Annotated in this window: 9 protein-coding genes; 4 read left to right on the forward strand and 5 right to left on the reverse strand. The window is 73.1% G+C overall.

What is annotated here, in order from left to right:
- Positions 1-72: 72 nt before the first annotated feature.
- Genes ACH4OW_RS35900 through ACH4OW_RS35910 form a run of 3 tightly spaced genes read left to right on the forward strand, consistent with a single transcriptional unit; the run spans position 73 to position 5,294 of the window.
- Positions 73-3,039: a CDP-glycerol glycerophosphotransferase family protein gene (locus ACH4OW_RS35900; protein ID WP_398032503.1), complete on the forward strand. Its 2,967-nt coding sequence runs from the start codon at positions 73-75 to the stop codon at positions 3,037-3,039.
- Positions 3,026-4,180: a glycosyltransferase family 4 protein gene (locus ACH4OW_RS35905; protein ID WP_398032505.1), complete on the forward strand. Its 1,155-nt coding sequence runs from the start codon at positions 3,026-3,028 to the stop codon at positions 4,178-4,180. Before ACH4OW_RS35900 ends, ACH4OW_RS35905 begins: the two co-directional genes overlap by 14 nt.
- Before the next feature lie 58 nt (positions 4,181-4,238).
- On the forward strand, positions 4,239-5,294 hold the full coding sequence (locus tag ACH4OW_RS35910; RefSeq protein ID WP_398032508.1) for a glycosyltransferase family 2 protein: 1,056 nt from the start codon (positions 4,239-4,241) through the stop codon (positions 5,292-5,294).
- A 75-nt stretch (positions 5,295-5,369) separates the two neighbouring features.
- On the opposite strand, the gene galE is transcribed toward ACH4OW_RS35910, so the two are convergent.
- Together galE and ACH4OW_RS35920 are read right to left on the reverse strand one after the other, a co-directional pair.
- Positions 5,370-6,347 carry a UDP-glucose 4-epimerase GalE gene (gene galE / locus ACH4OW_RS35915; RefSeq protein WP_398032510.1) on the reverse strand — a complete coding sequence of 326 codons (978 nt, stop codon included), beginning with the start codon at positions 6,345-6,347 and terminating at the stop codon, positions 5,370-5,372.
- Positions 6,348-6,408: 61 nt separating this feature from the next.
- Positions 6,409-8,064, reverse strand: a complete 1,656-nt coding sequence (locus ACH4OW_RS35920; protein WP_398032513.1) for a glycosyltransferase family 2 protein — start codon at positions 8,062-8,064, stop codon at positions 6,409-6,411.
- Between the two features lie 204 nt (positions 8,065-8,268).
- On the opposite strand from ACH4OW_RS35920, the gene ACH4OW_RS35925 reads away from it, so the two are divergent.
- Positions 8,269-10,551 (forward strand): CDP-glycerol glycerophosphotransferase family protein, encoded by a 2,283-nt coding sequence (locus ACH4OW_RS35925; protein WP_398032516.1) that lies wholly within the window; start codon positions 8,269-8,271, stop codon positions 10,549-10,551.
- An 18-nt stretch (positions 10,552-10,569) separates the two neighbouring features.
- On the opposite strand, the gene ACH4OW_RS35930 is transcribed toward ACH4OW_RS35925, so the two are convergent.
- The 3 genes from ACH4OW_RS35930 to ACH4OW_RS35940 all read right to left on the reverse strand — a co-directional run bounded on the left by ACH4OW_RS35930 (position 10,570) and on the right by ACH4OW_RS35940 (position 13,921).
- Positions 10,570-11,526, reverse strand: coding sequence for a class I SAM-dependent methyltransferase (locus ACH4OW_RS35930; RefSeq protein ID WP_360136310.1), 957 nt, complete (start codon positions 11,524-11,526; stop codon positions 10,570-10,572).
- Positions 11,527-11,687: 161 nt separating this feature from the next.
- A complete protein-coding gene (locus ACH4OW_RS35935; RefSeq protein ID WP_360136308.1) occupies positions 11,688-12,569 on the reverse strand; it encodes a carbohydrate ABC transporter permease in 882 nt (293 codons plus the stop codon).
- Positions 12,566-13,921 carry an ABC transporter permease subunit gene (locus ACH4OW_RS35940; RefSeq protein WP_398032519.1) on the reverse strand — a complete coding sequence of 452 codons (1,356 nt, stop codon included), beginning with the start codon at positions 13,919-13,921 and terminating at the stop codon, positions 12,566-12,568. The genes ACH4OW_RS35935 and ACH4OW_RS35940 overlap by 4 nt, the downstream gene beginning before the upstream one ends.
- Positions 13,922-13,977 lie beyond the last annotated feature (56 nt).

Below are 13,977 nucleotides of genomic sequence, written 5' to 3' on the forward strand. Positions count from 1 at the left end.
CGTGCCGGGCCGGTCGCGGACCAAGGTAGTTTTGGGGTCCCGCAGCGCTATGAAAAGAGGATTGGGGTGCCCGTGCCTGACGTCTCCGTAGTCGTGATCGTCTACAACGACGCCGACCGGCTACCGACGGCCGTCCGGTCCGTACTGGACCAGACGCTCCATGGTGTCGAAGTTCTGATCGTCGACGACTGCAGCACGGACAGATCCTTCGCGGTGGCCCAGCAGCTCGCCGCGGCCCACCCGGACCGGGTCAGGGCCCTCCAGCTGCCCGAGAACAGCGGGGGCTGCGGAGCCCCCCGCAACCACGGCGTCCAGCACGCCGCCGGCTCCTACGTCATGTTCCTGGACAGCGACGACGTGCTGGAGCCCAACGCCTGCCGCAACATGCTGGAGGCCGCCGAGCGCACCGGCGCCGACCTGGTGTCCGGCATGTGCGTCCGGGTCAACGTCGACTCCCGCAACAAGAAGCAGACCGAGTGGTATCCCTGGCTGTACGCCAGGACCCGCACCATCGACTCCATCTCCGAGCTGCCCGACCTGCTGGTCTTCGACACCCTGTCGACCAACAAGTGCTACCGGCGCGAGTTCCTCCTGGAGGCGGGGCTGGTCTTCCCCGTCGGCATCCACTACGAGGACCTGCTCTTCTCGGCCCAGGCGTACGTGGCGGCCAAGCGCATCACGCTGATCCCCAACCACGTCTACTTCTGGAACGTCTTCGAGAAGGCCGCGACGAAGTCGATCAGCAACCGGCGCCACGAGATCGCCAACTTCGCGCACCGCATGGAGATCCACCGCCGGGTGGACGAGCTGCTGGAGCGCGAGGGCCTGACCGAGCTGAAATTCCACAAGGACGTCAAGTTCCTCAAGCACGACCTCGTGCTGCATCTGCGTGATCTTCCGCTGCTGGACGAGGACTACCGCCGCGAGTTCGCCGCGATGGCCAACGGCTACCTCGCCGGCATCGCCCCCGAGGCGTACGAGCGCGTCCAGCCCATCCAGGCCATCTGTGCCTACCTCCTGGCCCAGGAGGACTGGCACAACCTGATGCCCGCGGTGGACAGCCTCATCAACCGCGACAAGCTCTCCTCGCCGCTCGCCGAGCGCGACGGCCGCGTCTACTGGTGCGCCGAACACCTCGACGACCCCGAGGGCCGCCGGGTCCTGGACGTCACCGACGCCGGGTACCACACCCGCTCGGTCGGCCAGCTGTTCCTGCGCAACCAGCTCACCTCCTACGAGGACGACGGGCGCGGCACGGTCAAGCTGGCCGGCACGGTCGTCAACCCGCTCGGCAAGGTCACCCCCGGCACGCCGCTGCGCGGCCGGCTGGAGCTCAAGGCCCGCCGCAAGAGCCTCCAGGCGTTCTCCTTCCCGCTGACCTCGCTGCGCATCGCGGCGGACGGCCTGCACTGGGACGCCGAACTGGACCTGGCCCGCCGGCTGCGCCCGCTCGGCGTCATCGACGCGGTCTGGGACGTCCGGCTGATCCTGGACGTGGACGGCGCCACCACCCGCACCCGCCTGACCGTCGGCGGCGTCGACCTGGACAGCGCCCACGCGCTGCGGGTCCGCCCCCGGCTGACCCGGCTGGTCTCCGACCGCGTCGAGCCCGCCGCCTCCAAGCGCGGCCACCTCACCTTCGTCCTGGACGCCCAGGGCAAGGCGGCCCGGCGCACCAACGAGGCCCTGCGCCAAGCGCTGCGCAGCCCCGCCGCCGACCTCGCCAAGAGCGGTGTGCGCAAGGCCCGCAAGGCCAAGCGCGACCTGAACTCCGGCGAGACCAAGCTGCGCGTCTACCACGAGGTGTTCAGCAAGCTGCCGGTCCACAAGGGACTGGTCGTCTTCGAGAGCCACCTCGGCAAGCAGTACAGCGACAGCCCGCGCGCCATCTACGAGGAGATGCGCCGCCAGGGCGTCGAGTTCGAGGCGGTGTGGGCCTACGACGGCAAGAAGCCCGACGGCTTCCCCAAGGACGCCACCCTCGTCAAGCGGTGGAGCTGGCAGTACCTGCGCGCGCTCGCCCAGGCCGAGTTCTGGATCGACAACCAGGGCTTCCCGCTGCGCCTGAACAAGCGCCCGGAGACCACCTACATCCAGACCTGGCACGGCTCCGCGCTCAAGCGCATGGGCTTCGACGAGCCGCGCCTCAAGCTCCAGTCGCGGGCCGCGAAGGAGGAGTTCCAGAAGGTCCTGGAGCGCTTCGACCACTTCCTGGTCCGCTCCGAGCACGACGTACGGACCCTGGCGCGCGCTTTCAGGCTGCGTGACGAGGTGCTGCTGCGCACCGGCTACCCGCGCAACGACGCGCTGGTGGCGGCCCGCCGCGCCGAGGAGGCCAGCGGCGTGCGCGAGCGCGGCCCGCTCGCCGAGGAGCTGGGCATCCCCGCGGACAAGACGGTGCTGCTGTACGCGCCGACCTTCCGCGCCAACCCCAACGGCTCGGTCCGCGGCTTCGAACCGCCCTTCGACGTGGACGAGTTCGCCGAGCGCTTCGGCGACCGCTTCGTGCTGCTGATGCGCTCGCACTACCTCAACAACGTGGTGCTGCCGCCGTCCGTCCGCGGCAAGATCATCGACGTCACCGCGTACCACGACATCACCCCGCTGCTCCAGCTGGCCGACGGCATGATCACGGACTACTCCTCCGTGATGTTCGACTACGCCCTGCTCGACCGGCCGATGCTGTTCTTCGCGTACGACTACGACGAGTACGCCAACGAGGCGCGCGGCACCTACTTCGACCTCAAGGAGAAGGCGCCAGGGCCGGTGCTCGGCACGGCCGACGAGCTCTTCGAGGCGATCGACGCCTTCAAGACGGCGGACGACGGGCACCGCGAGGCGCGGCAGCGCTTCACCGCCGAGTTCGGCGAGTACGACCGGGGCGACGCGGCCCGCGCGATCGTCGAGAAGTTCTTCGGCGGCGCCGCCGCCACCGCCGGCGGCCCGGGCACGGGCGGCGCGCTGCCCGCCCCCGCCACCGGCGGCGACTCCGAGCACAGCGGTTCTTCCGTGAAGGGGGAAGCCCATGACCGGGCGTGACATCTTCTTCGTCTCCAACAACGTCGACGAGACGGGCGGGGTGACCACCTGGTCGCACCAGATGGCCCGGCTCTTCGCGGACCGCGGCCACCGCGTGCACGTCATCGGCGTCGTACCGGCCCCCGAGGACCTGCGCGCCGACCTCGGCGACGACCTCCCGTACGAGACGACGACCCTGTACGACGTGCACCCGCCCAAGGCCGCACCGGCGGCGCGCGGCATCAAGGGGCGCCTGAACCTCGCCGAGCAGCGCCGCCGCGCCGCCCGCCAGGCCGGCATGCAGGAGCAGGCGGACAAGCTCAGCGCCCTGTTCCGGGCCGCGCGGCCGGGCGGCGTGGTCATCGTCACGCAGGTGTGGGCGATGGAGTGGGTGGCGCTCGCCGACACCGCGGGCCTGCCGGTGATCGGCATGACCCACGAGTCGTTCGAGGCCTGCCGCAAGTCCTCCCGCTTCAACCGGGTCAAGAAGTACTACGCGGACGTGGACCGGCTGCTCGCCCTCACCCGCGAGGACGCCGACCTGTGGATCCGGCAGGGCATGGACAACGCGGACTTCATGCCCAACCCGCTGCCGGTGACGCCCGAGGTGCCCTCGGACCGCACCGCCAAGGTCGTCGCCAGCATCGGCCGGCTCTCCGACGAGAAGGGCGTCGACCTGCTCATCGACACCTGGGCCGCGGTCGCGCCGAAGCACCCGGACTGGACGCTGCGGATCTACGGCTCCGGCGAGGACGAGGACGTCCTCAAGAAGCAGGCCGCCACGCTGGGGCTGGACGACTCGGTCGCGTTCATGGGGCGGACCGACGACGTGGCCGGCGCGCTGCGCGGCGCCTCCGTCTTCGCCCAGTCCTCCCGCGCCGAGGGCTTCCCGCTCTCGCTCATGGAGGCGATGGCCAGCGGCGTGCCGTGCGCGGCGTTCGACTGCGCGCCCGGCGTCCACGAGATCATCCGGGACGGTGAGGACGGCCTGCTGGCGGTCGTCGGCAACACCACCGAACTGGCCCGGCACATCGACGCGATGATCTCCGACAAGGAGCTGCGGGACCGGCTCGGCACGGCGGCGCGGGAGAACGTGCAGCGCTACTCGACCGACCGGATCACCAAGCGCTGGGAGGACCTCTTCGCCCTGATGGAGCGCTGAGAACCGGCGGACCGGCCCCCCGGGGCCGGTCCGCGACGGACGACGGAAGAAGCACGCCGTGGCACCACACCGTCAGCCCGCACCCGACGCAGGGGAAGCCCGACAGCCGGCCGTCTCGGTCGTCGTGCCGGTGCACGACACCCGGCGCTACCTGCAACGCTGCCTGGGCTCCGTCTTCGCCCAGAGCCTCGGCCCCGACGCGGTCGAGGTGATCGCCGTGGACGACGGGTCGACCGACGGCAGCGGCCCCTGGCTGGACGAACAGGCCCGCGCCCACCCGAACCTGACGGTGCTCCACCAGCCGGCCTCCGGCGGCCCCGGCAAGCCGCGCAACGCCGGCATGGACCGCGCCGGCGGCCGCTACCTCTTCTTCCTCGACTCCGACGACCACCTCGGCACCGAGGCGCTGGAACGGCTCACCGCGATGGCCGACACCCACGGCTCGGACCTCGTCTACGGGCGGATAGTCGGCGTCGGCGGGCGCGGCGCCCCCGTCGACCTGCACACCAACAGCCCCCGCGTCACGGCCTTCGACTCGCCCGTCTACTGGACGCTGGCCGCCTACAAGCTCTTCCGCCGCGCCTACGTCCAGGAGCGCGGCCTGCGCTTCGTCGAGGGCCGGCTGCTCGCCGAGGACCTGCCCTTCGGCATCCACGCCCTGCTCGGCGCGGACACCGTCTCCGTACTCGGCGACTACGACTGCTACTACCTCCAGGGCCGCGACGACGACAGCAACGCCAGCCGCCAGGACCGCGACTGGGTCGAGCACCTCGGCTACATCGGCACGGTGCTCGCCGAGGTGGCGGAACTGGTGCCGCCGGGCCCCGACCGCGACACGCTCATGGTCCGCCACTTCCACGGCGAGATCCTCGCCCAGTTCGCCGCGCCCTACCTGGCCCGCGACGCCGCGGGCCGCCGGGCGATGGCGGCGGCCGCCCGCCCGCTCGTCGACGCCTACCTCACCGACCGGGTGCTGGCCGCCCTCCCGCCCCGGCTGCGCCTGCGCGCGCAGTGCCTGCAAAGGGGCGACGTGGACGGGCTGACCGACGTCGTACGGGCGGACGCCACGCGCGAGCCGGGCCCGCCGCCGGCCGGCGCGGACGACCGGCCCTGAAACGCCTCGCGCCCCCGGCGGAACCGGGGGCGCGAAGGGGTACTTCGGATCAGGCGCTCGGATCAGGCGCCCGGGTCAGGACTTGGCGCTGTGGTGCTGCCAGCCCTGCCAGGCCGAGGTGATCATGTCGCGGACGTCGTGGCGGGCCTTCCAGCCCAGCTCATCGGCGATCCGGTCGGCGGCCGCGACCACCCGGGCCGGGTCGCCGGGACGGCGCGGGGTGACCTCGGCGGTGGCGTCGGTGTGCCCGGTGATCTCGGTGATCAGGTCGATCATCTCCCGTACGGAGACGCCCTCGCCGCGGCCGATGTTCAGGGTCAGGTCGCGCACCGGGCCTGGCTCGGCCAGCTTGCGGGCGGCGGCCAGGTGGGCGTCGGCCAGGTCCGCGACGTGGATGTAGTCGCGGATGCAGGTGCCGTCCGGGGTCGGGTAGTCGTCGCCGAAGATCCGCGGGGACTCGCCGTCGGTGAGCTTCTCGAACACCATCGGGACGATGTTGAAGACGCCGGTGTCGGCCAGCTCGGGAGTGGCGGTGCCGGCCACGTTGAAGTAGCGCAGGCACGCGGTGTTGATGCCGTGCGCCTTGCCCGCGGCGCGCGCCATCCACTCGCCGACGAGCTTGGTCTCGCCGTACGGGTTGATCGGCGCGCAGGGGGTGTCCTCGGTGACCAGGTCCACGTCCGGCATGCCGTACACGGCGGCGGAGGAGGAGAACACGAACCGGCCGACGCCGCCCGCCGCCATGGCCTCCAGCAGCGTCTGGAGGCCGTGCACGTTCTCGCGGTAGTAGTGCAGCGGCATCTCGACGGACTCGCCGACCTGCTTCTTCGCGGCGAGGTGCACGACACCGGTGACGCCGTGCTCGGAGATGGTCCGGTCCAGCAGCCCGCGGTCCAGCGTGGAGCCCTCCACCAGCGGGACGCCCTCCGGAACCCGGGCGGCCACGCCCGTGGAGAGGTCGTCGAGCACCACGACCCGCTCGCCCGCCTGCGTCATGGCCCGTACGACGTGGGCGCCGATGTAGCCGGCACCGCCCGTGATCAAGTAAGACATCTCGCCATCCTAAGGTGGTCGGTCGGACCCGGCCGTGGGAGGCCGGGCCGCTGTGATGTGACTAACGGCCGCCCGCGGCCTTGCGGCGCACCTTGCGGGCCGCGATGTGCCACGCCGCGCGCACCCCGGACGCCACGCGCAGCGCCAGCGCGCCCCCGGTGGTCGCGTACGGCTGCACCAGCAGCAGGCCGTGCCGGCCGCTGGGCAGCGCGTGGCGGCGCAGCCCGGGGCCGGTGGCCCGCAGCCCGGCACACAGGACGGAGCCGTCCGCGCAGCGCACCCGGGCGGTCAGGTCCCACGGGTCGGGGGTGCCGGAGCCGCGGTCGCCGCGGGCGAGCAGGGCGCCGAGGTCGAGCGTCGTCTCCGCCGTCCAGGCGGTGCCCGAGGGGTCGGCGGTGAGGGCCGCGGTGTGCACGGGCCCGCCGCGGCCGTCCGCCCGGCGGCGCAGCTCCACGTCGATGCCGACCGGCTCCGCCGCGGCCACCCGCCCGTACAGCTCGTGCACGCGCAGGCGCAGCAGGCAGCGGCTGCCGAGGACCGGCTCGGCGTCGACGGTGACCGGCAGGCGGCTGCCGGAGCCGGCGTCCAGGCCGTCCAGCTCGACGCCGGGCAGCTCCTCGGACCACACGGGCCGCTCGCCGTCGCGCGCGTACGGCGGCAGCAGCCGGCCGGGTCGGGCCGCGAGCTGGGTCAGCCGGTCCAGGTCGACGGGCGTCTCGGAGGCGAGCAGCACGCGGGCGAGCCAGCGGGCCGGGGCGCGGGCGGCCAGCAGCTCGCTCTCCTCGAAGCCGGCCAGGTAGTCGCGGGTCAGCCGCCACCACTCCTGCCGGTAGTCGGCGCCGCGGGTGTGCAGTTCGCGGACGTACATCCGCAGGTCGTGGTCGAGGAACTTGCTGCGCGCCGCGTGCGCGAGCCCCTTGTGCCCGGCGTCGGCCAGGATGCGCACGCTGGTGCGGTGCGCCTCGATGCGGGCCTGCCAGTTGGTGACGTCGCGGCGGTCCAGTGAGATCGACTGCTTGGCGGCCGAGCGCCGTACGTGCCAGACGTAGACCCGGTCGGTGACGGTCGCGATGCGCGGGGCGGCGGCCAGCACCCGGGCGGTGAAGACGAAGTCCTCGTAGGTGAAGCGGCCGTCGGGGAAGAGGATGCCGTTGCCGAGGAGGAAGGAACGCTCGTAGAGCTTGTTGACGCACAGGGTGTCGTGGACCAGCTCCGGGTGGTCGCCGGGCGAGGCGTACACGGCGGGCTCGCGGTAGAGGGCGGGCTGCCACGGCACCTCGCGCGGTCCCGGCAGCTCGCGGCGCACGCACGCGCCGGCCGCCACCGGTGCCTCGTGGCGCAGCGCGGCGTCCAGCAGCGCGTCCACGGCGCCCTCGGGCAGCACGTCGTCGCTGTCCAGGAACATCACGAACCGGCCGGTGGCCGCCCGCAGGCCGTCGTTGCGCGGTGTGCCGCAGCCGCCGCTGTTGTCCGCGCGGTGGACGACCCGCAGCCGCTCGTGCTCGCGTGCGAGGTCGTCCAGGACCTGGCCCGTACGGTCGGTGGAGGCGTCGTCGACCGCGATCACCTCGGCGATCGCGTCCCCCTGCGCCAGCGCCGAGCGCACCGCCTCGCCGACCAGCGTGGCGTCGTTGTAGGCGATGACGACGACGCTGACCTGCGCGGAGCGTGTGGTGGCAGGCCCCGGACGCGGCTCAAGGGCTTCATTCGCAGTCACTGAATCCACATTTCGAGTCGTTGTGATCACTTGGCGCCGGACGGCTCCCGGCCATCCTCCCGCGCCGCGGCCCGCGGCCCGAAGCGGCCCCCCGGCCGTGCGCTGAACGGGTGACGGGCGCAATCGACAGTACGTAGCCGAGTGATTACGCTCGGCGTTCATCCGCCGTGTGCTCGTTGCGCGAGCCCCGACCTTGGGATGGCCATGCCCCGGTTCAGCGTCATCGTCCCCGCCCGCGGCGTGCAGGGCTTCCTGCGCGACTGCCTGGACTCCGTACTGGACGAGCCCCACCGGGACGTGGAGCTGATCGCCGTCGACGACTGCTCGCCCGACGCCGGCGGCGCCATCATCGACGAGTACGCCCGCCGCGACCCGAGAGTGGTCCCCCTGCACCTGCGCCGCCCGTCCGGCGCCGGCCCCTCCCGCACCGCCGGAGCCGCCCTGGCCTGCGGCGACTACCTGCTCTTCCTCGACGGGGACGACACCCTGGCCCCGGGCGCGCTGGCCGCCGCCGACGCGCGGCTGCGGGAGTGCGGCGACCCGGACGTGCTGCTCTTCGACCACGAACGGACGGACGTGTGGGAGCGGCGCAGCCCCAGCGGCGACGGCCCGCTCCTGGAGGCGGCGCGCGACGGGGTGTTCCGGGCCGCGCAGCGCCCCGGCGTACTGGGTGTGGCGCCCGCCGCGTGGAACCGGGCGGTGCGCCGCGAGCACTGGACGGGCCGCGGGCTGTCCTTCGCCGACGGCCCGTACGAGGACGTCCCGTACGCGTACGAGAGCCTGCTGGCCGCCGGGCGGATCGCGGTGCTGGACCGGGTCTGCGTCATCTGGCGCGAGCGGCGGCGCGGCAGCGCCACGACCACGCCGGGGCGCCACCACTTCGTCGTCGTCGAGCGCTACGAGGAGCTGTTCGCGCGGCTGGCGGGCGGGTGGGCCGGGGCCGCCGACCCGCTGCCGCTGCTGACCGTGCTGCACGCCCGCATGACCGAACGGCTGCTGGCCGTCCTCGACGACACCGACCGCATCCTGCCCGCCGACCGCGCCGCCTTCTTCCGCGCCGCGAGCGGCTGCATCCGGCGGCACCGCCCGGCCGGCGCGCCGCTGCCCGCCGCGCTGCGCTCGTACCGCGCGTACCGGTCGCTGCACGGCGCGCAGGAACTCCGCCGCGACCTGGCCAAGGAACTGCGCGACCGCGGCGAGGCTGCCGCCCGCTCGGCCCGGCGGCGCTATTACGGCCTGCGGCTGCACGCCCCGCTGGACGACGACCTCGTGCTCTACGGCGCCTGCGGCGGCCCGGCGGCCGGCTGCAACCCGGCCGCCGTCGAGCGCAAGGCCCGCGAGATCGCGCCCCAGCTGCGCGGCGTCTGGGCCGTCCGCGAGGACGCGGACACGGAGGGGGCGGGGTACGCCGTGCCGGAGGGGGCCGACCGCGTCACCGTCGGCTCGCGCCGCTACTGGGAGGCGCTGGCCCGCGCCCGGTACCTGGTCACCGACGGGTACTTCACCGGCGCGACCGGGCGGCCGGGGCAGATCTGCCTCCAGACCCACCGCGGCACCCCGCTGCGGACGGTGGGCCTGGACGCCCACCGCCACCCGGCCGCCGCGCCCGGCCCGCGCCCGAGCCGGCTGCTGGAGCACGCCGACCGGTGGGACTTCTGCCTCTCCGCCAACCAGCACTCCAGCGAGATCTGGGAGCGCGCCTACCCCAGCTCGTACGAGACGCTGGCCACCGGGTTCCCGCGCAACGACCGGTACTTCACCGCCACGGCGGACGACGTGCGCGCGGTGCGGGCCGCGCTCGGCGTCCGGCCCGGCGCCACCGCCGTCCTGTACGCGCCCGCCCCCGCCGGCCCGGCCGCCACCGCCCCGCCGCTGGACCTCGTCCGCCTCGCCGGGGCGCTCGGCCCGCGCTTCCAGCTCCTGGTCCGCGCCCACCCGTACCGCGGCGCACCGGACCCGTGGCCGGCCGCCCTGCGGGAGGACGACGCGGTGCTGGACGTCTCGGGGCACCCGTGCTTCGAGGACCTGTGCCTGGCCGCCGACGCGCTGCTGACCGATTTCTCCCCGGTGCTGTTCGACTACGCGGTCCTGGACCGGCCGGTCGTCGTGCACACCGCCGGCTGGGACGCCTTCCGGCTCACCCGCGGCGTCTACGTCGATCTGCCGTCCGGGCTGCCTGGCGACACCCCCGGCGTGACCGCGCAGGACGAGGCGGCCATCGCCGGGGCCTTCCACTCCGGGCGCTGGGACGGCCCGGCGGCGGCGTCGCTGCGGGCCGCGTTCCGCAGCCGCTTCTGCCAGTACGACGACGGGCTGGCCGCCGAGCGGGTGGTGCGCCGGGTCCTGCTCGGCAAGGACGAACTCCTGCCCGCGCTGCCGCCCGCCGAACGCCGCCCGGCCCCTGCGCCCCGCGCCGCCGAACGGGCCGCGGCCCAGCAGGACGGCGCCGAACTCACCCTCACGGGGCCCGGTGCCGTCGTCGTCTGACGGCCCCTCCGGGGACGGTCAGCGGGATGCCGAGCGGCGCCGGGCGGCGACGACGGCCTTGGTGATGAACGGCGGCAGGACGTTGACGGCGATGCGGCGGGCCGGGCTGCGGCGCGCGCGGGCGACGGGCCGGGCAGCGGCGGCAGGGGCGGCTGCCCGAGGGGCGGCGGCCGTCCCCGTACTGCTCTGCTGCGCCGGCTTCCGGTGGCGGGAGACCGGGTGTGCGGGCTCCTTGGCGCTCTTCGCGCTGAGCCGGATCAGCGGCGCGCCGTTGACCTCCTGCACCTCGTGCCACACCCCCTCGCGGCCGGTCAGCCAGGCCAGCAGCGCGGCCTGTACGGGCGCGGGGTCGCCCCACGTGCCGTAGAACTTGGTCGGCGTGATGCAGATCGGACGCAGCGCCTGGCCGGTGACCGCCTGCCAGGTGGCGGCGGCCACGCCGGGGCAGTGCTCGGCACGGAAGTCGTCGAGGACGACGATGCCCTGGGGGGTGAGCAGGTCGCGCACCGTCACGATGTCGCCGTGCACGTGCTCGTACAGGTGCGAGGCGTCGATGTGCGCGAAGCGGCAGCTGCCCGGCTCCACGTGGTCCGCCACGCTGGAACTGAGCCCCTGCACGATCTCGGGCAGCTCGTCGTGGAAGGACAGGTAGTTCGCCTCGAAGGCGCGGCGCGTCAGTGTGGCGTAGGACTTCGCCATCTCCTTGACGTTGGAGGCGTCCTCGGCGGGCGAGTCGAACAGGTCGCAGACCGTGAACCGGTCGCCGGGGCGCAGCCGCGCGCCCATGAAGATGGCGCTCTTGCCCATGTAGACGCCGAGTTCGAGCAGGTCGCCCGGCTCGGACCGGTCCTTCTGGCGGGCCAGGAACCAGTCGAAGAGCAGCTGGTCGGCGGTGAAGAACCAGCCCTTCACGTCGGCCAGCCGGGCGGGGCGCGGGAGCTGCTCGGCACTGAGGTCTGCGGAGGGTGCAGTCATGTGCGGTCCGTCTCCAGACGGTCGGGGGGGGCGTCGTCGGCGTGCCGGTCATCGTGGGGCAGCAACGTGAACGGCAAGTGGCGTACGGCACAGCGTTCCCTTACGGCGCCGCACCTGTTGCCGCCGCACCCGTTGCCGTACGCCCGGACCGCCGGGAGCGGTCACTTCACCGCGCCCGCCATCACGCCGGAGACGAACTGCCGCTGGAAGGCGAAGAAGACGACCAGGGGGACCACCATCGACAGGAACGCGCCGGGCGCCAGTACGTCGATGTTGTTGCCGAACTGGCGTACCTCCTGCTGGAGCGCCACGGTGATCGGCGGGTTGCCGCTGTCCGCGAAGATCAGCGCGACCAGCAGGTCGTTCCACACCCACAGGAACTGGAAGATGCCCAGCGAGGCGATGGCGGGACCGCCCAGCGGCAGCACCACCCGGGTGAACAGCCGCAGTTCGTTCGCGCCGTCCAGCCGGGCCGCCTCCAACAGCTCGCGGGGGATCTCGGCGAAGAAGTTGCGCAGCAGGAACACCGCGAAGGGCAGGCCGAAGGCGGTGTGGAAGAGGATCACACCGGGCGTCGTCTCGAACAGGCCGATCGCGCCGAACAGCTCGGCGACGGGGATGAGCGCGACCTGCACGGGGACCACCAGCAGACCGACCACGACCATGAACCACGCGTCGCGGCCGGGGAAGTCCATCCAGGCGAACGCGTAGCCGGCCAGCGCGCCGATGACGACCACCAGCACCGTCGCGGGGACGGTGATCAGCGCGGTGGTCAGCAGCGAGTCCATCACCTTGTCGTTCTCCAGCAGCCGGCTGTAGCTGGACCAGGTGAGCTGGGCGGGCTCGGCGAAGACTTTCCACCAGCCGGACTCCGCGATGTCCTGCGGCGAGCGCAGCGAGGACACCAGCAGGCCGGCCGTCGGCATCAGCCAGAACAGCCCGACCAGGATCAGCCCGACCCGCAGGACGCCGCCGCCCGTACGGGCCGCGATCCGGGCGGGCAGCGACTGCTTGGCCCGTACGACGCCGTCGGCGGTGGTCATCGGCTCCGCTCCTTCCGTAGGCGCCGCAGGTTGACGTACATCACCGGCAGCACGAGCAGCAGCAGGAACACCGCGATGGCGCTGCCGATGCCCTGGTCCACGTCCGTGCCGAAGGACGACTGGAAGAGCTGGAGCGCGAGCACATTGGCGTCCTTGAGGCTGGACCCCGGCGCGATGATGTAGACGAGGTCGAAGATCTTCAGCACGTTGATCATGAGCGTGACCAGCACGACGATCAGGACGGGCGCCAGCAGCGGCACCGTCACCCGGCGGAAGACCTGCCACTCGTTCGCGCCGTCCACCCGCGCCGCCTCCAGCAGCTCCCTGGGCATGCCCGCCAGCCCCGCCGCGATCAGCACCATCGCGAACCCGGCCCACATCCACACGTACGCGCCGATGATCGCCGGGGTGACCAGGGCCGGGCCGAGCCAGTTCACGCCGTTGTACGCGGCGGCGAAGTTCGACGCGGGCAGCCGCAGCAGCGCGCCGTCGGCCCGGTCGGCGGGCAGCGAGAACCGGCCGTCGGGCCCGGTGGTCGTACTGGCCACGGTCGCGCCGTTCCTGACCGCCTCGACCGTCACACCGGGCAGCCCCTTCTCGGACCGGTCCACGATGTTCGGGGTGCCGCCGCCACCGCGGGTGAAGTCCAGCCAGACGGTGCCGGTGACCTTGTCCGGCTCCGGGCGCGCCGCGGTCGCCGGGCGCGCGTCGCCCAGGTCGCCCGGCTGCACGGCGACCAGCGGGAGCTGCGCCGGAGACCCCGCGCGCACCGGCTTCGCGGTGGTGTACGAGCCGCCGGACGTCGTCAGCCCGGCGTTGGGCCGCGGCTTGGCGCCGGGGTACGGCGCGGGCTCCGCGAAGGTGTCGTGGATGCCCACCCACACGGCGTTGGCCACGCCGCGCTGCGGGTCCTGGTCGTACACCAGGCGGAAGATGATGCCGGCGGCGAGCATGGAGATCGCCATCGGCATGAAGACGACGAGCTTGAAGGCGGTGCCCCAGCGGATCCGCTCGGTGAGCACCGCGAAGATCAGGCCGAGCGCGGTGGTCACGGTCGGGGCCACCACGACCCAGATGACGTTGTTCTTGAGGGCGATGCGGATCCGCTCGTCGGTGAACAGCTCGCCGTAGTTGCCCAGGCCCACGAAGCCGTCGCCCGACGCGTCGAACAGGCTCCGGTAGACCGAGAAGCCGATCGGGTAGACGACCAGCGCGCCGAGCAGGACGAAGGCGGGCAGCAGGAAGACGGCGGCGACCCAGGGGCGGGTGCCCGCCACACTCCTGACCCGGCGCAGCGTGCCGGTGCCCCGGCGGACCGGCCCGGCCGGCCCGCCCGCGGTCGCAGCGTTCATGGTGATGTCCCCCGGTCCCGGTCGGTGCGGTCAGCGGCGGTGGGCACCCTGGTGCC

The organism is Streptomyces sp. NPDC017056 (assembly GCF_044332485.1).
In the GTDB taxonomy this organism is placed as follows: domain Bacteria; phylum Actinomycetota; class Actinomycetes; order Streptomycetales; family Streptomycetaceae; genus Streptomyces.

Coding starts and splice junctions, on each gene's coding strand:
- ACH4OW_RS35905 (WP_398032505.1), top strand. CDS start 3,026: ATGACCGGGCGTGACATCTTCTTCGTCTCCAACAACGTCGACGAGACG.
- galE (WP_398032510.1), bottom strand. CDS start 6,347: ATGTCTTACTTGATCACGGGCGGTGCCGGCTACATCGGCGCCCACGTC.
- ACH4OW_RS35925 (WP_398032516.1), top strand. CDS start 8,269: ATGCCCCGGTTCAGCGTCATCGTCCCCGCCCGCGGCGTGCAGGGCTTC.
- ACH4OW_RS35930 (WP_360136310.1), bottom strand. CDS start 11,526: ATGACTGCACCCTCCGCAGACCTCAGTGCCGAGCAGCTCCCGCGCCCC.
- ACH4OW_RS35935 (WP_360136308.1), bottom strand. CDS start 12,569: ATGACCACCGCCGACGGCGTCGTACGGGCCAAGCAGTCGCTGCCCGCC.
- ACH4OW_RS35940 (WP_398032519.1), bottom strand. CDS start 13,921: ATGAACGCTGCGACCGCGGGCGGGCCGGCCGGGCCGGTCCGCCGGGGC.